At 64.8% G+C, this 22,466-nt stretch carries 20 protein-coding genes and 1 tRNA gene; 11 read left to right on the forward strand and 10 right to left on the reverse strand.

The window, feature by feature from the left end:
* Positions 1-9: 9 nt before the first annotated feature.
* From DCG74_RS26025 to DCG74_RS26045, 5 genes are read right to left on the reverse strand one after another with little or no spacing between them, the layout of a single operon-like run.
* A complete protein-coding gene (locus DCG74_RS26025) occupies positions 10-987 on the reverse strand; it encodes an FkbM family methyltransferase (RefSeq protein WP_172783527.1) in 978 nt (325 codons plus the stop codon).
* Positions 987-2,183, reverse strand: a complete 1,197-nt coding sequence (locus DCG74_RS26030) for an NADH-quinone oxidoreductase subunit D (RefSeq protein WP_172783526.1) — start codon at positions 2,181-2,183, stop codon at positions 987-989. Before DCG74_RS26030 ends, DCG74_RS26025 begins: the two co-directional genes overlap by 1 nt.
* 2 nt (positions 2,184-2,185) lie before the next feature.
* A complete protein-coding gene (locus DCG74_RS26035) occupies positions 2,186-2,800 on the reverse strand; it encodes an NADH-quinone oxidoreductase subunit C (RefSeq protein WP_172783525.1) in 615 nt (204 codons plus the stop codon).
* An 11-nt stretch (positions 2,801-2,811) separates the two neighbouring features.
* Positions 2,812-3,402: an NADH-quinone oxidoreductase subunit B family protein gene (locus DCG74_RS26040; RefSeq protein WP_036025347.1), complete on the reverse strand. Its 591-nt coding sequence runs from the start codon at positions 3,400-3,402 to the stop codon at positions 2,812-2,814.
* Positions 3,393-3,758 carry an NADH-quinone oxidoreductase subunit A gene (locus DCG74_RS26045; RefSeq protein WP_008136158.1) on the reverse strand — a complete coding sequence of 122 codons (366 nt, stop codon included), beginning with the start codon at positions 3,756-3,758 and terminating at the stop codon, positions 3,393-3,395. The genes DCG74_RS26040 and DCG74_RS26045 overlap by 10 nt, the downstream gene beginning before the upstream one ends.
* A 178-nt stretch (positions 3,759-3,936) precedes the next feature.
* On the opposite strand from DCG74_RS26045, the gene DCG74_RS26050 reads away from it, so the two are divergent.
* Entirely contained in the window at positions 3,937-4,203 is a 267-nt protein-coding gene (locus DCG74_RS26050) for a hypothetical protein (RefSeq protein ID WP_172783524.1), read from the forward strand.
* Between the two features lie 254 nt (positions 4,204-4,457).
* Here the strand turns inward: DCG74_RS26050 and DCG74_RS26055 are convergent, their stop codons facing one another.
* Positions 4,458-6,716 (reverse strand): TonB-dependent siderophore receptor, encoded by a 2,259-nt coding sequence (locus tag DCG74_RS26055; RefSeq protein WP_172783523.1) that lies wholly within the window; start codon positions 6,714-6,716, stop codon positions 4,458-4,460.
* Between the two features lie 420 nt (positions 6,717-7,136).
* On the opposite strand from DCG74_RS26055, the gene DCG74_RS26060 reads away from it, so the two are divergent.
* The 4 genes from DCG74_RS26060 to pepT all read left to right on the forward strand — a co-directional run bounded on the left by DCG74_RS26060 (position 7,137) and on the right by pepT (position 9,474).
* Positions 7,137-7,340 carry a hypothetical protein gene (locus DCG74_RS26060; RefSeq protein WP_015685754.1) on the forward strand — a complete coding sequence of 68 codons (204 nt, stop codon included), beginning with the start codon at positions 7,137-7,139 and terminating at the stop codon, positions 7,338-7,340.
* Between the two features lie 160 nt (positions 7,341-7,500).
* Positions 7,501-7,577: transfer RNA gene (locus DCG74_RS26065), tRNA-Asp, on the forward strand.
* Positions 7,578-7,779: 202 nt separating this feature from the next.
* Entirely contained in the window at positions 7,780-8,109 is a 330-nt protein-coding gene (locus DCG74_RS26070) for an HU family DNA-binding protein (protein ID WP_172783522.1), read from the forward strand.
* Between the two features lie 114 nt (positions 8,110-8,223).
* On the forward strand, positions 8,224-9,474 hold the full coding sequence (pepT, locus tag DCG74_RS26075; RefSeq protein WP_172783521.1) for a peptidase T: 1,251 nt from the start codon (positions 8,224-8,226) through the stop codon (positions 9,472-9,474).
* A 56-nt stretch (positions 9,475-9,530) separates the two neighbouring features.
* Here the strand turns inward: pepT and DCG74_RS26080 are convergent, their stop codons facing one another.
* The gene (locus DCG74_RS26080; RefSeq protein WP_172783520.1) at positions 9,531-10,421 is read right to left on the reverse strand and encodes a hypothetical protein; all 891 of its coding nucleotides are present in this window, start codon (positions 10,419-10,421) and stop codon (positions 9,531-9,533) included.
* Positions 10,422-10,780: 359 nt separating this feature from the next.
* Here DCG74_RS26080 and DCG74_RS26085 point away from each other — a divergent pair, with 359 nt between their 5' ends.
* The 6 genes from DCG74_RS26085 (at position 10,781) to DCG74_RS26110 (ending at position 17,987) form a co-directional block, all read left to right on the forward strand.
* Positions 10,781-11,011 carry a hypothetical protein gene (locus tag DCG74_RS26085; RefSeq protein ID WP_172782855.1) on the forward strand — a complete coding sequence of 77 codons (231 nt, stop codon included), beginning with the start codon at positions 10,781-10,783 and terminating at the stop codon, positions 11,009-11,011.
* 120 nt (positions 11,012-11,131) lie between these two features.
* Positions 11,132-11,494 (forward strand): hypothetical protein, encoded by a 363-nt coding sequence (locus tag DCG74_RS26090; RefSeq protein WP_172783519.1) that lies wholly within the window; start codon positions 11,132-11,134, stop codon positions 11,492-11,494.
* 56 nt (positions 11,495-11,550) lie between these two features.
* Positions 11,551-12,825 carry a divalent metal ion exporter subunit IhpA gene (ihpA, locus tag DCG74_RS26095; RefSeq protein WP_172783518.1) on the forward strand — a complete coding sequence of 425 codons (1,275 nt, stop codon included), beginning with the start codon at positions 11,551-11,553 and terminating at the stop codon, positions 12,823-12,825.
* Positions 12,822-13,799: a divalent metal ion exporter adaptor subunit IhpB gene (gene ihpB, locus DCG74_RS26100; RefSeq protein ID WP_172783517.1), complete on the forward strand. Its 978-nt coding sequence runs from the start codon at positions 12,822-12,824 to the stop codon at positions 13,797-13,799. The genes ihpA and ihpB overlap by 4 nt, the downstream gene beginning before the upstream one ends.
* Positions 13,792-17,010 (forward strand): efflux RND transporter permease subunit, encoded by a 3,219-nt coding sequence (locus DCG74_RS26105; RefSeq protein WP_172783516.1) that lies wholly within the window; start codon positions 13,792-13,794, stop codon positions 17,008-17,010. Before ihpB ends, DCG74_RS26105 begins: the two co-directional genes overlap by 8 nt.
* A gap of 2 nt (positions 17,011-17,012) precedes the next feature.
* Positions 17,013-17,987 carry a cation diffusion facilitator family transporter gene (locus DCG74_RS26110; protein WP_172783515.1) on the forward strand — a complete coding sequence of 325 codons (975 nt, stop codon included), beginning with the start codon at positions 17,013-17,015 and terminating at the stop codon, positions 17,985-17,987.
* Positions 17,988-18,000: 13 nt separating this feature from the next.
* On the opposite strand, the gene DCG74_RS26115 is transcribed toward DCG74_RS26110, so the two are convergent.
* The 3 genes from DCG74_RS26115 to asnB are packed head-to-tail and all read right to left on the reverse strand — an operon-like array spanning position 18,001 to position 22,456.
* Positions 18,001-19,641, reverse strand: a complete 1,641-nt coding sequence (locus tag DCG74_RS26115; RefSeq protein WP_172783514.1) for a hypothetical protein — start codon at positions 19,639-19,641, stop codon at positions 18,001-18,003.
* A 44-nt stretch (positions 19,642-19,685) separates the two neighbouring features.
* Positions 19,686-20,534, reverse strand: coding sequence for a bifunctional 2-polyprenyl-6-hydroxyphenol methylase/3-demethylubiquinol 3-O-methyltransferase UbiG (locus DCG74_RS26120; protein ID WP_246708703.1), 849 nt, complete (start codon positions 20,532-20,534; stop codon positions 19,686-19,688).
* 17 nt (positions 20,535-20,551) lie between these two features.
* Positions 20,552-22,456: an asparagine synthase (glutamine-hydrolyzing) gene (asnB, locus tag DCG74_RS26125; RefSeq protein WP_172783513.1), complete on the reverse strand. Its 1,905-nt coding sequence runs from the start codon at positions 22,454-22,456 to the stop codon at positions 20,552-20,554.
* Between the last annotated feature and the right edge of the window lie 10 nt (positions 22,457-22,466).

Consider the following 22,466-nt stretch of genomic DNA (forward strand, 5'->3'; position numbering starts at 1 on the left):
CTCAATCTCTCACTGCATGCGGCGCGCGGATTTCGCATTCAGGTTCTTGGCGTTGAGGGCTTCGATCCTGTCCTGCCAGAATGCGCTTGCGGTGCCGAAAACGTTGTAGCCGACGTGGGTCGAGACCTTGATGCGGTCGAGGATCGACAGCTCGGTCACGGTCTCCATGCGGTTGCTGCGCGGATCGAACACGATCAGCTTCAGCGGGGTCTGTTCGAGGATGAAGCGCGACACGGCGTGCGAGCGGTCGCTGCCGTGCTCCTCGCACATGATGACGCTGTCGGCCTCAAGCAGGCGGACGCCGCCCTTGATCGCCTCGATCTCGACGCCCTCGACGTCGAGCTTGATCAGGTACTTGCCGCTCGCGGCGATCTTGCCGTCGTCGATCAGGTTGTCGAGCGCGATCACCGGCACCTCCTCCCCGCCCGCCGACTGATCGCCGGCGATGCTGAAGGCCTCGTGCTTGGTGCCCGATAGACGCGCGGTGCCGCGCGCCGCGCCGATCGCGCACTTCATCGTCTCGAAGCGGCCCGCGTTGACGCGCGCATTGTTGGCGAGCTTCGGGTAGTTCTGGCCCGACGGCTCGATCGCGATCGCCTTGTGCGCGCCGAACGGCTTGCTCGACACCAGCACCGACCAATAGCCGTAATTGGCGCCGCAATCGAGCAGCGTGTAGTCGACGTCGATTGAATCGGCGAACAGCAGCTCGAGCTCGTCTTCATAGTTGTACGAGCGATTGAGCAGCTTGCTCCAATAGCCGTCGCCGTAGGGGAATTCGAACACCGCGTCGGAATTGAGCCTGATCGCGATGTTGCGCTCGGGCAGCGTCTTGCGCAGCAAATTCGCGCAGGCGATGTAGCCCATGTGCGAGAAGTGCGAGGAGATCTTCGATCCCGTCACCAGCGCCAAGGCAGCCGTCCGCTCCCACAGGTTGGCCCCTTCAAGGGCCCCCGAGGCGCGGTCAAACTGGATTGGCGCCTGCGCCATCACCGATCGACCTCTCCGAACACGATGTCGAGCGAGCCCAGGATCGCCGAGACGTCGGCGAGCAGATGGCCGCGGCAGATGTGATCCATGGCCTGCAGATGCGCAAAGCCCGGCGCGCGGATCTTGCACTTGTACGGCTTGTTGGTGCCGTCGGCGACGAGATAGACGCCGAACTCGCCCTTGGGCGCCTCGACCGCGGCATAGATCTCGCCGGCGGGCACGTGGACGCCTTCGGTGTAGAGCTTGAAGTGGTGGATCAGCGCTTCCATCGAGCGCTTCATCTCGCCGCGGCGCGGCGGCGCGACCTTGTTGTCGGCGACGACGACGGGGCCCTTGCCGTCCGGCGCGTTCAGCTTCTGGATGCACTGCTTCATGATGCGCACGGACTGGCGCATCTCTTCCATGCGGATCAGATAGCGGTCGTAGCAGTCGCCGTTCTTGCCGATCGGGATGTCGAAATCCATCTCGGCGTAGCACTCATAAGGCTGTGACTTGCGCAGGTCCCAGGCCGCGCCCGAGCCGCGCACCATCACGCCCGAGAAACCCCACTCCCAGGCTTCCTTCAGCGGCACCACGCCGATGTCGACGTTGCGCTGCTTGAAGATGCGGTTGGCGGTGAGCAGCCGATCGAGATCGTCCACCACCTTGAGGAACGGATCGCACCAGGCCTCGATGTCGTCGACCAGCTTCTGCGGCAGATCCTGGTGCACGCCGCCGATCCGGAAGTAAGCTGCATGCATGCGGCTGCCCGAGGCGCGCTCGTAGAACACCATCAGCTTCTCGCGCTCTTCGAAGCCCCACAGCGGCGGGGTCAGCGCGCCGACGTCCATCGCCTGCGTGGTGACGTTGAGCAGATGCGACAGGATGCGGCCGATCTCGCAATAGAGCACGCGGATCAGCTGGCCGCGGCGCGGCACCTCGATGCCGAGCAGCTTTTCGGCGGCCATGCAGAAGGCGTGCTCCTGGTTCATCGGCGCGACGTAGTCGAGCCGGTCGAAATAAGGGATCGCCTGCAGATAGGTTTTCTGCTCGATCAGCTTCTCGGTGCCACGGTGAAGCAGGCCGATATGCGGGTCGACGCGCTCGACCACCTCGCCGTCGAGCTCCAGCACGAGGCGCAACACGCCGTGCGCCGCCGGATGCTGCGGTCCGAAATTGATCGTAAAGTTGCGAAGCTGTTCAGATTGCTCGTTCATGATCAGACCTTCGGCCCCGCTTTTTCATCGCCCGGAAGCACCGGATAGTCGGCACCTTCCCAAGGAGACAAAAAGTCGAACTTGCGGAATTCCTGGTTGAGCCGGACCGGCTCGTACACCACCCGCTTCTCCTGGTCGTCGTAGCGGACCTCGACGAAGCCGGTGAGCGGGAAATCCTTGCGCAGCGGATGGCCCTCGAAGCCGTAGTCGGTGAGGATGCGGCGCATGTCGGGATGGCCGACGAAGAACACGCCGTAGAGGTCGTAGGCTTCGCGCTCGAACCAGTCAGCGCCGGGGAAGATGTCGATCAGCGACGGCACCTGCGTGGTCTCGTCGGCTTGCGCCTTGAGCCGGATGCGCGCGTTAAGGGTCGGCGACAGGAAATGATAGATCACGTCGAAGCGCTTCTCGCGATCCGGGTAGTCCACGGCGGTGATGTCGGTGATGTTGACGAAACGGCAGCTCGGGTCGTCGCGGAGGTACTTGACCACCTCGACGATCCTGGCGGCCTCGACGTCCACGGTGAGCTGGTTGAAGGCCACCGAGTGACCGGTCGCGGCGCCCGGAAGCGCGCTAACGATCGTCTGCCCCAGGGCGTCGAGCTTGGCGTCGTCCATGACGTAAAACCTTAGCGTTCGATGGTGCCGGTGCGCCGGATCTTCTTCTGCAGCAGCAGCACGCCGTAGAGCAGCGCTTCCGCCGTGGGCGGGCAGCCCGGCACGTAGATGTCGATCGGCACGATGCGGTCGCAGCCGCGCACGACCGAATAGGAATAGTGATAGTAGCCGCCGCCATTGGCGCAGGAGCCCATCGAGATGACGTAGCGCGGCTCGGGCATCTGGTCGTAGACCTTGCGCAGCGCCGGCGCCATCTTGTTGGTCAGCGTTCCCGCAACGATCATCACGTCGGACTGGCGCGGCGAGGCACGCGGGGCAAAGCCGAAGCGCTCGACGTCGTAGCGCGGCATCGAGACCTGCATCATCTCGACCGCGCAGCAGGCAAGACCGAAGGTCATCCACATCAAGGAGCCGGTGCGCGCCCAAGTGATGAGGTCGTCGGTCGCGGCCACGAAGAAGCCCTTGTCGGACAGCTCGGAATTGACCTCGAGGAAGAACGGATCATTGGCCCCGACCGGCTTGCCGGTGGACGGGTCCAGAATGCCCTTGGGGGCCGGCGCGATCACCGGACCTGCGGACTGCGTAGCTGGGTTCAATCCCATTCGAGGGCTCCTTTCTTCCATTCATAGGCGAACCCGACCGTCAGCACGGCGAGGAACACCACCATGGACCAGAAGCCGGTCGCGCCAAGCTTGCCGAACGCCACCGCCCAGGGAAACAGAAACGCCACCTCGAGGTCGAAGATGATGAAGAGGATGGCGACCAGATAGAAGCGAACGTCGAACTTCATGCGGGCGTCGTCGAACGCGTTGAAACCGCACTCGTAGGCCGACAGCTTTTCCGGGTCCGGCTGCTGGAAGGCCACGATGAAGGGCGCGATCAGCAGCACGAGGCCGATGAGGCCCGCTACCCCTATGAAGACGACAAGTGGAAGATAGTTCTGCAGAATGCCGCTCATTGGCGAGCCCTTTTTCCCGCAGCCTCGGGACAGCCACGGATTCGTCCGATTTGGAATTATTCTGAGCCTTAGCGCAGTGCACCAATGGGCGCAAGACACGCTCTTTTCAGGCCCTTAGCCGCCCCCAGAACCGTGAAAATCCCGGAATCACCCCGCGGCTGGTATGGAGCAGATCGCCATGGCCAGCAAGGGCTGCCAAGGCCTCGCAGGTCAGCCGTTCGGAGATTGCGGCGCTCGGGCCGAGCCAGTTATTTGCTGTGCGATGACCGACCAAAATGCTCAGGTTTTTGGTGCGGCAGCGCACTCCAGCCCCGGCAATCGCCGCCGCGGGGGCACCCCCGTCGTTCCGGCGACCTATTTTGCCGGTGGCCAGCGCGGCCAGGACGCCAATGATGATGCCGCCGCATCAGGTGCAGGAAAGACACGTTTCCACAGCCGTGAGTGATCAAAACAGCCATGCCGCACGACGGGACCGCTGGTCTGACGAAATGCGCCGGCGGTCGGCTTCAAGCCGGCCGCGAGCGCGGCGGCAGCGACCTCCTGGTCGCGCACGCCGCGCTCGGATGAGCTTCGGGCCGGGGGGCTTGGCCCGCGGGCTCATCGTGACGGCGGATCAGCGGTCGTCCGGGCGGAGGCGAACGAACATCACGATCAATTGCTCCAAGCCCCGGAGCCTTCCGGCCCTGCCCTCGCCCGTCCTCACCATTTGTAGGAGACGCTGGCGGTGACGCGGCGACGGTCTCCGTAGAAGCAGGACGTGGCCGACGCGCAGCTTGCGACATAGATCTTGTCGGTCAGGTTGATCACGTTCAGCGCCGTGCGCCAGTTCTGCCACTCGTAATGGAGCGCGAGATCGCCGAGCACGACCGCGGGAACCTCGAGCGTGTTGGCCTGGTCGGCCCAGGACGAGCCGATATAACGCACACCGCCGCCGAAGCCGAACCCTGCGAGCGGTCCGTCCTTGAAGGTGTAGTCCGCCCACCCCGACACCAGGAGTTCGGGCGTGTTGGTCGGTGTCTTGCCGACCAGCGCCGGATCCAGGTCCTTGCTGTTGAAGAGATGATAGGCCGTGAAGGCGCCGATGAATTTCAGCTCCTTCGTGGCATTGGCCACCGCTTCCAGCTCGATGCCGCGCGACGTCACCTCTCCGGTCTGGTTCTGCAGCACCGGGACGATGCCCGCGCCGGTGGTTGTCGTCACGTTCTGGCGAACGAGATCGAAGACCGAGACGGTGAAATAGCCGTCAAATCCGACAGGCGCGACCTTCACGCCGATTTCGGCCTGCTTGCCGGTCTCCGGCAGGAACAGCTGGTTCGCCGCATTGAGGCCGATGATCGGGTTGTAGCTCGTCGAGTAGGAGACGTAGGGCGCGATGCCGTTGTCGAAATTGTAGATCAGCCCGGCGCGACCGCTGAACCTGCTGTCGTCGCGGCTGGCGACGATCGCCCCGGTGTCACGGGCTTCCTGCGTCGTCTCGACCCAATCATTGCGGCCGCTTAGCACCAGCGTGAAATTGCCGAGCTTCATCTGGTCCTGAAGATAGGTGCCGGCCTGCTTCTGCGTGATCAGGAAGTTCCGGAACGGCGAGCCCGGCAACGGAACCTCAGCTCCCCCATAGGCCGGATTGAAGACGTTGATCGAGGGCACCCCGAACCCGAAGGCCTGATAATCGTCGATCTGATAGCCCCGCAGATCGACACCGAACAGCATCGTGTGCCTGACTGGACCGGTGTTGAAGCGATACTCGAGCTGATTATCGAGATTGGCCTGATTGGCCGTGTTCTTCGCGTACCAATTGTAGCGATTGAGCGTGGCCGTATTGATGTTGGCCCAATCGTTGCCGACATAGCCGCGGTAGCTGATGTCGACATGCGCGAAGCGAGCGTTCTGACGGAACGTCACATCGTCGGTGAGATGGCGCTCGAACTGATAGCCGAGCATCTCCTGCTCGCGCGTGAACTTGTCGACGCTGGGATCGCCGGCGAAGAAGCTGGTCGGGATCTTACCGAACGGCGCGCTGGTCACCGTGCCCTGATAGGGCAGGAAGTTGATGCCGCGGGTATCCTGCTTCGAGGCCGAGGCCAACACCGTGAAGGTGGTGTCGGCATCCGGCTTCCACGTGAATGACGGCGCAATGAAGTAGTTGTTGTCAGGTGTGAAGTTGACCTGCGTGCCGCCGTTCTGAACCTGGCCGACAACGCGCGCGAACAGCTTGCCGTTCTCAGGACTGGTCGCGACCGGGCCGCCCATGTCGAAGCTGACATAGGCGTTGCCGAAATTGTTGACGCCGGCCTCGATGTAGCGGATCGGCTCTGCCGGAGGCATCTTGCTGATGACGTTGACGATGCCGCTCGGGCTCGATCCGCCGTAAAGCACGGCTGACGGACCGCGCAACACCTCGACCCGCTCCATGTTGGGAGTCTGCAGCTTCCAACTGGCATAGGACGTGTAGAACAGCTGCATGCCGTCGAGGAACAGACCGATATCCTCGGACTTGAAGCCGCGGATCAGCCACCAATCGTTGCGGGTGTCCGTGCCGAAAGTCCCTGCCCGCACGCCGGCGGTGTAGCGCAGGACCTCGTCGAGCTTGTTCGGCTTCTGGTCGCGGATCTGCTCGGCGCCGATGACGGACACCGCCTGCGGCGTCTCCATGATCGGCGTGTTGGTCTTGGTGCCCGATGAGCTGCGACCGGCGACATAGCCGTTCACCGGCCCGCGCGGCGTCTCCACGAAGCCGACTTCGCGCCGTGGCTGCGGCTTGTTTCGCTCGGCGGTCTGCACCGACGATCGCGTCGCGCGGCGCTGTGGGGCCGCGGCAGCACGCTTCCGTGTTTCCGGCGCGGTGACGGTCACCGAGGGCAGATTTTGCGCGCCACTCTGCGCGGAAGATTGTGCAAGCGATGCCTGCGGCATCAAGACCCAAGCGGATGCGGTCGCCAACACGGCCGACCGCAGCATTCCAAGACTGTTCAACGCGCCACCCCAAAGCTGCATGTTCGATGCGTCATGCCGCCTGTCCCGGAACGGCATGCGCTTGGGGTGACGCTTATGTGAGGGCGCGCGATTTCCCTAATTGAAAGCTTCTTAGAACGGGTCTTAGAAGCGATCCACAAATCGGCAGGTGCGAATGAGCTTAGCTTCCTCCGGTCGCATTCGGATTTCCCGAGCTTGCGACACTGGTCGTCGCAATGGCCCCTGCCGGCTCACCGGGCTCCGCGCCAATCCGGATCGACATCCTCGTCTTGGAAAGGCCGGCCGCCTCCACTCCCTCCAAAGGGGAGATGAAACCATTTTGCGGAACCCGCGAAACCATCCGGAAACAGATGGCCCCTAGAAGATGAGCCCATAGACGGCGGCAAAGCCCGCCCGGAGGCTCAGATGAACCACTCAATTCATTCTGCTGATCGTGCGACCCACCTGAAGATCGTGGTGGTGGCGCTGGTAGCCGGCATTGCCGTGGCCGGCTTCGGGATCGCGGCCCGCACCAATGCCGATTACAGCCAGACCGCCCAGTCCACCCATGTGATCAAGGCCGGCAAACCGGTGGTGGTGACCAGCGCGGGCACGTCCGAGATTCGCTGATACCTGCCCTTTTGGGCTGACCATAGGCCGCCGCCGGGCGGCCTTTTTCGTTTTCCAGAGCAATGCTTAGCGGGGACGCCCGGGGGAAGCGCAACGTCCTTGACTTCACCATGTCCCCCCTTTAAGTCCCCCCTCGTTCCGCGCGCGTTCAGCGAACCACGCGGGAGTAGCTCAGTTGGTTAGAGCGCCGGCCTGTCACGCCGGAGGTCGCGGGTTCGAGCCCCGTCTCTCGCGCCATTTTTGGCAATCCCCTCATAAGCTTAGCCCGAACTTCTCGACGCTTTTCGCGGCTCTGCGCGCAATTTCAGGCGGCTGCCGGGAACTCTCGGCATAGTCAGCCCGCGTCCGAATCGTCTACGCCTAGAAGGGCTTGGAGGGACCCCACATATTCTCGGCTTTTTTCGGGACTCCCTGTCATTGGACGATGAGGAGGCCAGACATGGCTAAGAAGGATCCGGCTAAGAGGGATTCGGCGAAGAAGACAGCCGCGCCCGCCACGATCACGCTCAAGCACCTCGCTGCCGACATTGCCGACCGCCAGGATGTCTCCAAAAAGCACGCCGAGGCGGTCCTGACCGACATGGTCGATCTGATCGCCAAGCACCTCAAGAAGGGCGACCGGGTCCGCATCGTCGGCCTTGGCATCCTCCAGGTCCGCAAGCGCGCCGCCCGCACCGGCCGCAATCCTACCACCGGCGAAGCGATCCACATCAAGGCCAGCAGGAAGGTCGCGTTCCGTCCGGTAAAGGAACTGAAGGAGGCGATCTGAGGCCACTTTTCGTTAAGCCTGGTCGTTAGGCCTGGCCCGAGCCCGTTCCGGCCGCTTCACGGCCCGCTTTTCTGATATACCGCCTGCTTCCCGAACTCGGCGGTTTGACCAGAAATGTCCTCCCTCTCCTTTTCGCATACCGTGACCGAGCGCTTCCTGCGCTACGTCACCATCGACACCCAGTCCGATCCGGCATCGCCTCACTCGCCCTCGACCGAGAAGCAGAAAGATCTCGGCCGCGTGCTCGCTGCCGAGCTGAAGGCCATGGGCGTTGCGGACGCGCATCTCGACGAATACGGCTACGTCTACGGAACGATCCCGGCCAACACCGACAAGAAGGTGCCGGTGATCTGCTTCTGCTCGCACATGGACACCTCGCCCGACGTCACCGGCAAGGGCGTCAAGCCGCAAGTCGTGAAGAACTATCGCGGCGGCGACATCATCCTGCCCGGCGACACCAGCCAGGTGATCCGCTTCAATGAGCACCCCGCGCTGAAGAACCAGATCGGCAACGACATCATCACCACCGACGGCACGACGCTGTTGGGGGCCGACAACAAGGCCGGCGTTGCCGAGATCATGGATGCCGCGCATTTCTTCCTCAACAACCCCGACGTGAAGCACGGTACCATCAAGATCCTGTTCACGCCGGACGAGGAGATCGGCCGCGGCGTCGACAATGTCGACCTGAAGAAGCTGGGGGCCGATTTCGGCTACACCATGGACGGCGAGAGCGCCGGCTGTGTCGAGGACGAGACCTTCTCGGCCGATGGTGCCACCATCACCATCAACGGCGTCAGCGCCCATCCCGGCTACGCGAAGGGCAAGATGGAGCACGCGATCAAGATCGCCGCCGCCATCGTCGAGCGTCTGCCGAAGGAGGGCTGCTCGCCCGAGACCACCTCGGGCAAGCAAGGCTTTCTGCATCCGATCGGCATCGAGGGCGCGCTGGAGCAGGCGACGCTCTCCTTCATCGTCCGCGACTTCACCGAGGAAGGGCTGAAGGAGAAGGAGGCGCTGCTCGAGGACATCGTCAAGGACGTGATGAAGGACTATCCGCGCTCGACCTACGCGTTCGAGGTCAAGGAGCAGTATCGCAACATGAAGCAGGTGATCGATCGTCACCCGCACGTGCTCGAATACGCCATCGAGGCGATCCGTCGCGCCGGCCTGCGGCCGATGCGCACCGCGATCCGCGGCGGCACCGACGGCTCGCGCCTGTCCTTCATGGGCCTGCCCTGCCCCAACATCTTCGCCGGCGAGCACGCGTTTCATTCGCGGCTCGAATGGGTCAGCCGGCAGGATATGGAAAAGGCGGTGGAGACCATCGTGCATCTGGCGATGATCTGGGAAGAGAAGGCCTGAGCCTTCCTGCAGACGTCGACGATGGCCGGGCTTGCGCCCGGCCATTGATTGAGAGCCTACGGCACCGGCATTGCGCGCGGATTGCGATGGAAGCGGTTGGCGCTCGCCATCCAGCTCGGCAACGGTGCACCGTCACGATGCCGGCCGCCGGCAACGGCTGCAGCCCAGGCCACTGCGGCGCCGATCAGGGTCGCGGCTGCGACCGAGAACGCCACGATGATCGAGTTGCGCCGCGCGCGGGTGATGGCCGTCTTCGAGTCTGCGATCAGCGCATCGACCCGCCGCTCGGATTCGGGGGCCGCCAGTCCCGTCCCCGCGGCGACCAGTTGCACGAGGTAGGTCCGGTCATCGGTGCTGACGCCGCTATGGCTGGACGAGGTCATCAGGATACGTCCGGCTTCGGCGCGCGCTTCCCTGAGGTCGGTGTTCGGCGCGCGGCGCGGCGCGCGGAACAGCTTGTCGAGCTCATAGCTCAACAAGGGCTCGGCCGCCGAGGTGTTGCTCGCCGAGCTGCGCATCGGCGAACGGTCGATCGCGGCAGCGCCGAGGAGCGCGAGCAGAGCTGCGCCGGCCAGGACCGCCAGCGCCCAGGCGGTCAGGCCATGGAGTCCATCCCGCCGCTCGCCGTCATCCTCGATCGTTGCAAGCGCGGGCTCGGACCGGGTCGTCCGGCCGGCGATGTAGCCGCCGAAGCCGAAGCTGACGATCGCCTGGATGATCAGATAGAGCCCGGAGAGTAGCGCCAGCGCTGCCGAGGCATCGCGCCAGGTCGGCGAGGCCGAACTGACACCGAGGCCGACCGCGACACCAAAACCGATCAGGATGAACGACATTGCGCTCGCAGCAAGCGCGCCCGCGAACACCGAGCTCCACTGGATCGTTCGAGGCGCCTCGACTGCCAGGCCGCTTTCCATGACCTCTTCCCGCATGAGAGTTTCCACGGTCATTGCCGCGCTCTCAGCGCAGGCCGAAGAACGACAGGATCGCCATGATGACGACGATCAAGCCGATCAGATAAATCAATCCGTCCATTGTCCGTCCTCCTCAGATCTTCTGATCGCTAATCGCGAGGTATGAGGAACGTTCCTAATTGGACAGATCGGATGGAACGAACTTGGAAGATGCGGGTTATCTGTCCAAGTCCCAAGGATAGAAATTGTGAGCACATGAGGCCTCAGCCGGCTCGTCCGGCTGGGGCCTTTCCGCGTTGCAGCCGGCGCGTCTCCTCCTGTCGTATGTTAACGACGCCGGGGCCGGGATCATCAATGATGCGATCTGGGCGGAACCTGCAGATCAGGAGAGGCGCGTGGACCGCAGAACGGCGTGCCTGCATCAGGCGAATGCATTCCGGGAGAAAGCCCTCGCCGATCCCGAGCACCACGACCAATGGATCGACGAGGCCATCAAGTGGCTGGAACGGGCGATGGAAGCGAGCTGTCGGGCCGCCGTCACCATGGAAGGTGACGACGGCAGCGGAGCTCCGGCCCCCACGATCGAAGCCATGGTGCACCTTCGGCGCGCCATCGTTCGCCAGTGAGAGGCGCTGGCACCGCATGCGCTGCTGCGGCAATTGTTCCAGGGACGTAACAATGTTGCGGGTCGACACTGTTCCCGTGCCCATGCTAGGCCGAGCACAGACCGCAACCAGAGTGACGTCGTGCTCGCAAACCGCCAGCCCTCACGATCCTGCCGCTCGCGCGCCCGGCGCGGGCTGCTGTCCGTGCTGATCGCGGCTGTCTATCTGCTCGCGGGCGTGCTGCACGGCGCACACGATATCGACGTCACCACGCCCCGCGGCGGCTCGGAGATCGCCGCGGTCCTCGATGGCGCCGGCGGCCATAGCGACCACAAGGCCATCGGCGGACATCATTGCCACGGCTGCTTCTCGCTGACCGTGGCACAGCCGATGCCATCGACGGCAGCGACCGCGCTTGCGTCGGCGCCGAGCCCGCAACGGGCCTCCCGGCTCGCCGGAATTATTCCCGATACCGACTCTCCCCCTCCCAGACCTATTGCCTGAACGGATTGGTCGGGCGCCCCGCGCCCATTAGACTTCATCCTTCACAGGTCGGTTTCATGTTTCGCAGGGGAATGGCCGCGCGCCTGGCGTGCGCGGCGGCGTGTCTGATTGCAGCATCGGCGCTTGCACCATCGCACGCCCAGACTTTGACGATGCGGAGCGCCCTGGCGCGCGCGCTGGCGGCGAGCCCGCGGCTGACGGCGGCGGAGCGCGACGTCGGCATCGCCACGGGCCAGCGCATCCAGGCGGGCGCCCTGCTCAATCCGGAGCTGTCCTATGAACAGGACGATTCATTCGGCTCCGGCAGATATCGCGGAATGCGCTCGGCCGAGACCACGCTGCAGATCAGCCAGGCCTTCGAGCTGTTCGGCAAGCGCGAGGCGCGGATTGCCGCAGGCGCAGCCGGCGTCGAGGTCGCCGCGATCCAGCGCAAAGCCGTCAGGCTGGAGGTGCTGTCGGAGACCGCGATCGCCTTTCTCAGCGTGCTCGGCGCGCAGCGGCGCATCCAGATCCTCGATGAGCAGATTGCCGCGATCGACCGGCTGACACCGCTCCTGCGCCGCCGTGTCGAAGCCGGCGCCTCGTCGCCGGCCGAGACCGGCCGCGCCGAGGTCGCCTCCGCCCTGGTGAAGGCCGACCGCGAGCGGTTCAAGGCGACCTTGGCGAGCGCCCGGCGCGAGCTTGCAGTGCTGATGGGCGATGCGTCCGCACAATTCGGCGAGGTCTCCGGCCGGCTCGAGACCACCGGACGCCCGCCGACGTTCCAGGCGGTTGTCGCCGCCATCGACGCCAATCCGCAGCTGGTGCGCTGGACCGCGATCTATGCCCAGCGCAATGCCGAGCTCTTGCTGGCGCGGCTCAAGCCCTATCCGGACGTGCGGATCGCGGCCGGATGGCGTCACTATAGCGAGACCAATGACGACGCGTTGCGTCTGTCCGTCTCGGTGCCGATCCCCGTGTTCGACCAGAACCAGGGCAACATCCTTTCGGCCCAGGAAAGCCTCGCCAAGACCAAAGCCGAGCGCGAGGCCAACCGCAACGCGCTGATCGTGATCGCCGGACGCGCCTATGATTCGCTCCAGGGCTCGCTGCGCGAGCTCGCGGTGCTGCGCGAGACCGCGATCCCCAAGGCCGTCGAAGCGTCCGAGGCGATCTCGCAAGGCTACGGCCAGGGCCGCTTCACCCTGCTCGAAGTGCTGGACGCCCAGGCCAGCGTGACCCAGGCGCGGCTGCGCGAGCAGGAGGCGCTGCAGAATTTCCACGCGGGCGTCGCGACCATCGAAGGCCTCGTCGGCAATCCCTTCACGCTGGCGCGGGAGAGCGCACGATGAAAACGTCCTCGACCATCCTGATAGCCATCGTTGCCGCCGCGCTCGGCGCTTACGGCTATTCCCTGCTCGCCCCCGGCAAGGTCGCGCCCGCCGAGCACGCTGAGCATTCCGAGCCGAAGAAGCCGAACGACCATGTCGAGCAGGACGAGCACGGCGCCGACCGCATCCGCATCTCCGACGTGAAGCTGGCCGCCGCGGGCGTCACCCTGGCGGAAGCCGCGAGCGCCACACTGACCGACACGCTCGCCTTCAACGGCATCCTGCGCGCCAACCAGGAAGCCGTGGTGCAGGTGACGCCGCGCTTTCCGGGCCTCGCCAAATCCATCCATAAGCGGATCGGCGACAAGGTGGGCAAGGACGATCTGCTCGCCGCGATCGAAAGCAACCAGAGCCTCACCGTCTATGAACTGAAGGCGCCGATTGCCGGCACCATCATCGAGCGGCAGATCTCGCTCGGCGAATACGCCTCCGAGCAGAAGCCGGCCTTCGTCGTCGCCGATCTCTCCACCATCTGGGTCGACCTGTCGATCTACCGCCAGGACTTAAGGCGCGTCCGCATCAATGACGAGGTGCTGATCGATCCCGACGACGGCCGCGGCGAGATCAAGGGCACGATTTCCTACATGGCGCCGATCGGCAGTAGCGAGACCCAGACCGCGCTGGCGCGCGTGGTGCTGCCCAATCCGGACGGTCGCCTGCGGCCCGGCCTGTTCGTCACGGCACGGCTGATCCTCGCGGCGCGCAATGTCGCGGTCGCGGTGCGCCGGAGCGCGATCCAGACGCTGGAGAACAGGACCATCGTGTTCGTGCGCGAGGACGGCGACAAGATCGAAGCCCGCCCGGTCGAGCTTGGCGATTCCGATCCGCGCCACGTCGAGATCAAGGCGGGCCTTTCGCCCGGCGAGCATTACGTGGCCGAGAACAGCTTCGTCGTGAAGGCAGAGATGGGCAAGGGCGAGGCCGATCATGATTGAGCGCCTCATCGCCGTCTCGCTGCAGCAACGCTGGCTGGTCCTCCTGCTCGCACTCGGCGCCGTCGCCTTCGGGGTTTGGAATTTCCAGCGCCTGCCGATCGACGCGGTGCCTGACATCACCAACGTCCAGGTCCAGATCAACAGCCGCGCCCCCGGCTATTCGCCGCTCGAGACCGAGCAGCGCATCACCTTCCCGGTCGAGACCGCGATGGGCGGCCTGCCCAAGCTCGACTACACCCGCTCGCTGTCGCGCTACGGCCTCAGCCAGGTGACGATCGTGTTCAAGGACGGCACCGACATCTACTTCGCCCGGCAGCTCGTCGGCGAGCGCATTCAGCAGGTGAAGGACCAGCTGCCGGCGGGCGTCGAGGTCGCGATGGGTCCGGTCTCGACCGGCCTCGGCGAGATCTTCATGTACACCGTGGAGACCAGGGCGGGCGCAAAGACGCAGGGCGGCCGCGACTATTCCCTGACCGATTTGCGCACCGTGCAGGACTGGATCATCCGGCCGCAGCTTCGCAACGTGCCTGGCGTGATCGAGGTCAACACGATCGGCGGCTTCGAGCGGCAATTCCACGTGCTGCCCGACCCCGGCAAGCTGATGGCCTACCGGCTCGGCTTTCGCGACGTGATGACGGCGCTCGCCGCCAACAACGCCAATGTCGGGGCCGGCTATATCGAACGCAACGGCGAGCAATATCTGGTTCGCTCGCCGGGCCAGGTCGGCAATATCGGCGAGATCCAGGACATCGTGATCGGCTCGCGCGGCGGCAATCCCGTCAGGGTCAGGGACGTCGCGACCGTTACCGAGGGGCGCGATCTGCGCACGGGTGCCGCGACACGCAACGGCGAGGAGACCGTGCTCGGCACCGCCATGCTGCTGATCGGCGAGAACAGCCGCAGCGTCGCCCGCCGTGTCGCGGCCCGTCTCGAGGAGATCGCAAAATCGCTGCCCGAGGGCGTCGTGACGCGGACCGTCTACGACCGCACCGACCTGGTCGAAGCCACCATCCGCACCGTCAAGAACAACCTGCTTGAGGGCGCGGCACTGGTGGTGGCCGTGCTGTTCCTGATCCTCGGCAACATCCGTGCCGCGCTGGTCACCGCCTGCGTCATTCCGCTGTCGATGGCCATGACCATCACCGGCATGGTCGAAACCAAGGTCAGCGCGAACCTGATGTCTCTCGGCGCAATCGACTTCGGCATCATCGTCGACGGTGCCGTCATCATCGTCGAGAATTGCCTGCGCGTGCTGGCCGCGGCCCAGCGCGAGAAAGGCGGCCTGCTCACGACCGCCGAGCGGCTGCGCGCGATCCTGCGCGGGTCGAGCGAAGTCATCAAGCCGAGCCTGTTCGGAACGCTGATCATCGCCGTGGTCTATCTGCCCGTGCTGACGCTGACCGGCGTCGAGGGCAAGATGTTCACGCCGATGGCGCTGACGGTGCTGATGGCGCTCGGCGCGGCCGTGCTGTTCTCTATCACCTTCGTGCCGGCAGCCGTTGCCATCTTCGTCACCGGCAAGGTGTCCGAACATGAGAACCTGTTCATGCGGGCGGCAAAGCGCGGCTATCTCCCCCTGCTCCGTTTTGCCATCGACAATCGGGCCGCGGTCGCGATCATGGCCGTGGTCATCGTGGTCGCGAGCGGCATCGCCGCTTCGCGGATGGGTGGCGAGTTCATTCCGAGCCTCGACGAAGGCGACGTCGCGCTGGCTTCGATCCGGATTCCCGGCACCAGCCTCACCCAGTCGCTGGACCTTCAGAAGGCGCTGGAAAAACGCATCAAGCAGGTTCCGGAGGTGAAGGAGTTCTTCACCCGCATCGGCACCGCGGAGATCGCCACCGATCCGATGTCGCCGGCGCAGACCGATGGCTACGTCATGCTGAAGCCGCGTGCCGAATGGCCCGACCCGGGCAAGTCGAAATCGGAGGTGGTCGAGGCCATCGAGCATGCTGCAGACGAGATTCCCGGCAGCGCCTATGAAATCTCCCAGCCGATCCAGTTCCGCGTCAACGAGCTGATCTCCGGCGTGCGCACGGACGTCGGCGTCAAAATCTTCGGCGACGATCTCGACATCTTGCAGGGCGCCGCCAGGCAGGTGGAGGCCGCGATCCGCGGCATCCGCGGCGCCAGCGACGTCAAGATCGAGCAGGTCGCGGGCCTGCCGATCCTCACCGTCCGCCTCGATCGCCAGGCGCTCGCCCGCTATGGCCTCAGCGTCGCCGAAGTGCAGGGCATCGTCGAGATCGCAGTCGGCGGCAAGTCGGCGGGCAAGCTGTTCGAAGGCGATCGGCGCTTCGACATCGTGGTGCGCCTGCCCGAGCATTTGCGCGGCAATCTCGAGGCGATCCGCGCGATCCCGATTCCGCTGCCGCCCGCCGAGGACGCCGGCTCCGGCACGGCCGTTCGTACCGCGCTGGCCAGCTCTTCCCTCGCCCAGATGCGCTACGTGCCGCTGTCATCTGTTGCCACCGTCGATGCGACGCCGGGGCCGAACCAGATCAGCCGCGAGAACGGCAAGCGGCGGATCGTCGTCACCGCCAATGTCCGCGCGCGCGACCTCGGCTCCTTCGTGGCCGAGGCCGAGGCGGCAGTGGCGGAGAAGGTCAAGCTGCCGGCGGGTTACTTCATCGGCTGGGGCGGCCAGTTCGAGCAGCTTGTCTCGGCCACCAAGCGGCTGACGATCGTGGTGCCGGTAGCGCTGCTGCTGGTGTTCCTGCTGCTGTTCATGGGCATGGGATCGGCGGCCGACGCGGCGCTGGTGTTCTCCGGCGTGCCGCTGGCGCTGACCGGTGGCGTCGCCGCGCTGCTGCTGCGCGACATTCCCTTGTCGATCAGCGCCGGCGTCGGCTTCATCGCACTGTCGGGCGTCGCGGTTCTCAATGGCCTCGTCATCATCGCCTTCATCGAGCGTCTGCGCAGCGAGGGGCGCTCGGTCGCGGAGGCCGTGCGCGAAGGTGCGCTGACGCGGCTGCGCCCGGTGCTGATGACCGCGCTCGTCGCCTCGCTCGGCTTCGTGCCGATGGCGCTCGCCACCGGCGCCGGCGCCGAGGTGCAGCGGCCGCTCGCGACCGTGGTGATCGGGGGCATCATCTCCTCGACCATCCTGACGCTGCTGGTGCTGCCGGCGCTCTACGTGCTGTTCCGCCGTGACGTGGCAAATGAAAGGCCTACAATGGCGTCTGATTTGGCGGCGTCCGCGGAGCGCTAGAATTGGGCAGCCACGACCACCACGGTCATCACCACCATGATCATGCGGGCCACTCGCATGCGCATGGCCACGATCATGGTCACGGGCACGGCCATGTCCATGCGCCCGCCAATTTCGGCAAGGCGTTCGCGCTCGGCATTACGCTCAACACCGCGCTCGTCGTGGCCGAGGCGATTTACGGCTATGTCGGCAACTCCACCGCCCTGCTCGCCGATGCCGGCCATAACCTGTCCGACGTGCTCGGCCTCGTCATTGCCTGGGGCGCCTCGATCGCAGCCCGCCGCGCGCCCAGCGGCCGCTTCACCTACGGTTTTCGCGCCTCCACCATCCTGGCGGCGCTGGCCAATGCGGTGTTCCTGCTGGTCGCAACCGGCGCCATCGGCTGGGAGGCGATCCTGCGCCTGCGCGAGCCGGAGCCGGTCGCAGGTCTCACCGTGATGGTGGTTGCGGGCATCGGCATCCTCGTCAACGGTTTCACCGCCCTGCTGTTCGCGAGCGGCCGCAAGGACGACATCAACATCGAAGGCGCCTATCTGCACATGGCGGCCGACGCCGCGGTCTCGCTCGGCGTCGTGGTCTCGGCGGCGCTGATCATCTGGACCGGCTGGCTCTGGCTCGACCCCATCACCAGCCTCGTCATCTGCGCCACCATCCTCTGGAGCACGACCAGCCTCTTGCGCGGCTCCATCGACATGTCGATGGCGGCCGCGCCCAAGGGCACCGACCTCGCCGCAATCAGGGCATTCCTGCTGGCGCGGCCGGGCGTCTCAGGGATTCACGATCTCCACGTCTGGCCGATCTCGACCACCGAGACGGCGCTGACCTGCCATCTCGTGATGCCGGCCGGCAGCGACGACGCATTCCTGATGCAGACGACGCAGCTGCTCAAGACATCCTTCCGCATCGGCCACACCACGCTTCAGGTCGAGACGCATCCCGACAATGGCTGCGCGCTCGCGCCGGATGATGTGGTGTGAAAACCTCCTGGCGTCATGACCGAGCCGCGGCGTCGGTCACGCGCCCGCCCTTCCCCTTGCCGCGATCAGACTTGCCGCCGTGGCCCCTGATGCTTTCGAACAGCAGCCAAAGCAGCACGGCACTCGAGCCGCCGAGGAAGGGAATGGCGTAGTAGCCGTAGCGATTGAAGCCATAGACGAGGAAGGCTGGAAATGCGGCGCTGACCAGCGCGAGCAGGATCATCAGGGCGCCGACCGCAACAAGGCCGCGCGGAACGCGGCGAACGAAGCCTGCATAGCTCGCGGGGACGCCGATCAGCAGAACGAGTGCCAGCCCTAGTGTCGCCGAGGACAGCCACACGATCGGTCCCGCACGGTCATCGTATTCGGTGGAGACTTTCACGCCGCAGCAAAACGGCACCAGGTCCGAACTCGGCGCGTAGCCATGCCGCATGACTTCGCTCAGGTAGCCCTGCAGCTGATCTGCGGTCGGCAAGAACCGTGCTAGCGGCCAGCCGGGCTTGTAATAGTCCTGAATCAGCTGGCCGCGTTGGAAACCGGTAGGACTGCCAAAATATGGATAGGGCTCGCGCTGGACGAAGGCCTCGTAGCCCTGCGGACTCGGCGCCCGCCGCGCAACCGAATTCGCGTCGAACAGCAGGAAATCCATTTCCCGGAGGAAGTGCCTGGTCAGATGCCGATACAGCGTCGAAGGCGTCGTCAGCGTCTCGATGAAGATGTCACGCGCGATCCTCTCGAGATCCGCATCGTTCTCCCCGGCCATCTTCAATCGGTGCACTGCGCCGAACGGCCATTGATATTCACCGACGTCGGGCCATCCATGGCTGGTGTCGGCGGCCCGCATCTTCGCAACGTACTCGCGTGCCTGTGCCTTGTGCTCGAGATGGATGCCGTGATCGAAATCTCCGGAATAGCCGATCACGAAGGAGATCACGGCAAGGATCTCGTTGCCGCTGGATCGCTTCCCTATCACGGCGTTGATTGCCGTCGGGGTGAGGTAGACCGCCGAAGCCAGGACGGCTGCCAGTCCAAGCGCGCCGAGGCGACGCAGCAAGCGGGCATCGAGCACCAAAAGCAACCACAGCAGAATGACGACGGCCTGGCCTATCGCCGCCGACCGGCACACCATGAGCGCCCCGAGCGTCAAGCCCACGCACGCCGAAGCGAGAAATGGCGGCCAGTTCCTGAACGCTGCGCCGGCGGCAATGAAGGCCGCAAGGCTCACCAGGAAGTTGGAAATCGTCTCGGCGCCCACCGTATTGTCGTAGTGGATGATGCGGCCATGCAGCGCCGCGAAAAAAAAGGCCAGGAGCGCGAAGAAGCGGGGCGCACCGGCCATGCGTACGGTCGCGGCAACGAGAAGAGCGGTGCCGACGCTCATCAGGTGCTGGGCGATGACGAAGACCAGGATGTGTGGGCCAAACAGCTTCGAAAGCAGCACAAGGAAGACCGCCACACCGTACGGCCGCTTGATCGCATCCTCGATATATTGCCCTTTCAGGATCGATTCCGCCTGAATGATGTAGGCGCCGCCGTCCTCATGGATGAAGTGATCGGGCCAGGCCACCAGGAAGGCGAGGTGAACGGTCAAGACAAAGCCGATCGCACCGACCCAGATCCAGAACCACGCGATGGAATTTGTCCATCCCAGCAATGCAGACAACAATCCAGGGCGACCGGCGCGTGCCTCGTTCATCTTCAATGCAAGCCCTTGGTATGTTCGGTCGCGGATTGAGCGTGCGCCCCCGCCGGGCGGGTGCCGGACACCGTCCAGCTATAACCATGCCGGTGATAGAGCTGAACATCCGCAAATCCCGCATCGGACAGCAACGCCTCAGCCTCGGCGCGGGTATAATATTTCGCATAGGCGGGATTGAGCTGATCGTAGATGGTCAGGCGGCGAACCGAGCGCGGAAACTTCGCCAGGACGGAACGCATGTAGCTGCGCATCGGAAGCGGAATAATCCGGCAGAGCCAGATATAGCCAGTCAGGGCGAACTCCAGCAGATGCGACAGCGCCACGAGCATCCGGTGCGGCATCCGCACCGTGAGCTTGCGCAGCGGGATTGCGATCGACAAATAGGTCTCGTTGCCTTCAACGCCGTAGAGCCACACGATGCAGCGTCCGCCCGGCCGCAGCGCTGCGAACGCGGCGTGGACGACCGGCTCCGGCTCGGGGATATGGTGTAATACGCCCATCGAGACGACGTAGTCGAGCCCAAGACCGGGCGGCAGTTGATCGCCTGGCACCTGGAGATACTCGATGCGGTCCGCTTCGGCGGTGGTGTTGGCCTTCAGGACCTCGAATGCAGCCGATGGTTCGACCGCAACGACGCGATCGGCTCCCGCATCGAGCAGCATGTTGACGATACGCCCGGTGCCGCTGCCTATATCGGCGACCCTCGCGCCCTTGATATCGTCGAGCGTCAACAGCGGGCCGAACAGGTCGCCGAGCAGATCAGCCGACCCGTAATAGCCGGGGTTGTCCCGGAAAGCAGTCCATTGCTCTCCGAAATCGCTGATCGTCTGTCCCTTCAGATCCGGCATGCGCGCGTCCAGCTCGCTCAACGCGGCCGGGGGGCCGCGAGCCCCATCAGCCATATCCCCAACGTCAGAATGGGCCATAGTGCGAAGGCGTTGTCGCTGCGCCGCTCCAGATGTTCGTTCCACAGCATCCGGATCGCATCCGGCTTGAGATAAGGCGCGAAAACGTCCGGCTCCTTGTTGAAGACGCGATCGCAAATCGCTTGCAGGCCGCCGCGCCTCATCAGTTGCGCAATGGGCACGTTGAACCCGCGCTTGCGCGACCACGCGGCTTCCCTGGGCATACCCAGGCGCTCGGCGAGCTTGCGGAGCACGTATTTCGGGGCGCCCTTTGGCCAGGGATTGAGGAGCGCGACATCGATCGTCCCCGCGAGGTCCATCACCCGCCGATCAAGGATCGGAACGCGTACCTCGAGCGAATGCGCCATGCTCATCGCATCGACCTTCGTGAGCACGCTTTGGAGATGAAAACGCTGGTCGGCGATCAGCGCCCGATCCAGCACGTTTTCGTGCGGCTCCGCATAATATTCCGCATATTCCGCGAACGGGTCTGCCGCTGCGACATCGACCATCTCCGGCGCGTAGATCTTCGCGGCAAGGAATCGGGGGACCAGCCGCCGCCATTGCAGATGCGGGCTGTCGCCCTCCTCGCTGAGCCCCAGCGCAAAACGGGCCAGTTGTGCCGCCGCGGGAAGACGTCTCTCGTTGCCGCGAACGGCGGCATAGGCAAACCGGCCGGTCATGCCCGCAACGCCGCGCGGCACGACGCGGCGCAAGGGCTCCGCCATGGCAGTTGCGGCGTAGGTCTCATATCCAGCGAAGAACTCGTCGCCGCCATCGCCGGACAGAACGACGCTGCAATGCTGCCGGACTGCGCCGGCCAGACGGTAAAAGCCAAGCGCACCCGTATCGGCGCACTGCCCGTCGAAATGATGGACGACCGCGCGAAGGGCCGTCTCGACATCCTCGCCCCCTTCCCCATCGACCACGCTGACCGACAGGCCCGCAGCCGCGGCGATCTCTTTTGCCGCGGCGGATTCATCATGGCTCTTCTCGGTGAAGCCTGCAGTGAACAACGGCGGCTTCAATCCGAGCTGCTTCAGCGTGAGCGTGATGAGCGAGCTGTCAACGCCTCCGCTTTGCAGCACGCCCAGCGGCACGTCACTCACCATCTGGCTCTCGACGACCGTTTGAATCGTCGACCGCAGGCGGTCGACCGCTTCATCCAACCGGTCGACCCTCGGCGCGCGAACCGGACGCCAGAAGCGGCGCTCGGTCCGTTCGCTGGCGGCAAAGCTGATCACCGTGCCTGGAGGCACCTGCCTGATCTCGCGGAAAAGACTCTGTCGGGTCCCGGTGTGCCCGGCGGCCAGGAACGTGTGCAGAGCAGCGGGATCGATATGCGCCGGCACGCGCCCGCTCGCCAGGACTCCCTTCACCTCGCTCGCGAACACGACATTGCTGCGGTCATCGAAGTAATAGAGCGGCTTGATGCCGATGCCGTCACGCGCAAGGATCAGACGACGCTCCTGCCGGTCCCAGAGACCGACGGCGAAGAAACCCTCCAGCCGTTCGAACATCGCCTCTCCCCATGCGAGATAGGCATAGGGCAGAATTTCCGTATCGCAGTGTCCGCGGAACTGGAAGCCGAAGGAGCGTTCGAGCTCGCGGCGCAGCTCGCCATCGTTGTAGATCTCGCCATTGTAGGTCACGACGATGCGTCCGGAAGGATCGAGCATCGGCTGGTGGCCGGCGTCCGACAGATCCCGGATGGCGAGCCGACGGTGAGCGAAGCCGACGGACTGGTCCAGCCAGAAACCGTCTCCGTCCGGCCCGCGATGGATCAACGCCGCAGACATCGCCGCGACCGTGCCGCGATCAGCCGGGCGGCCGTCGCGATGGAAGATTCCGGCTATGCCGCACATCGCGCTATGG

The organism is Bradyrhizobium sp. WBAH42 (assembly GCF_024585265.1).
In the GTDB taxonomy this organism is placed as follows: domain Bacteria; phylum Pseudomonadota; class Alphaproteobacteria; order Rhizobiales; family Xanthobacteraceae; genus Bradyrhizobium.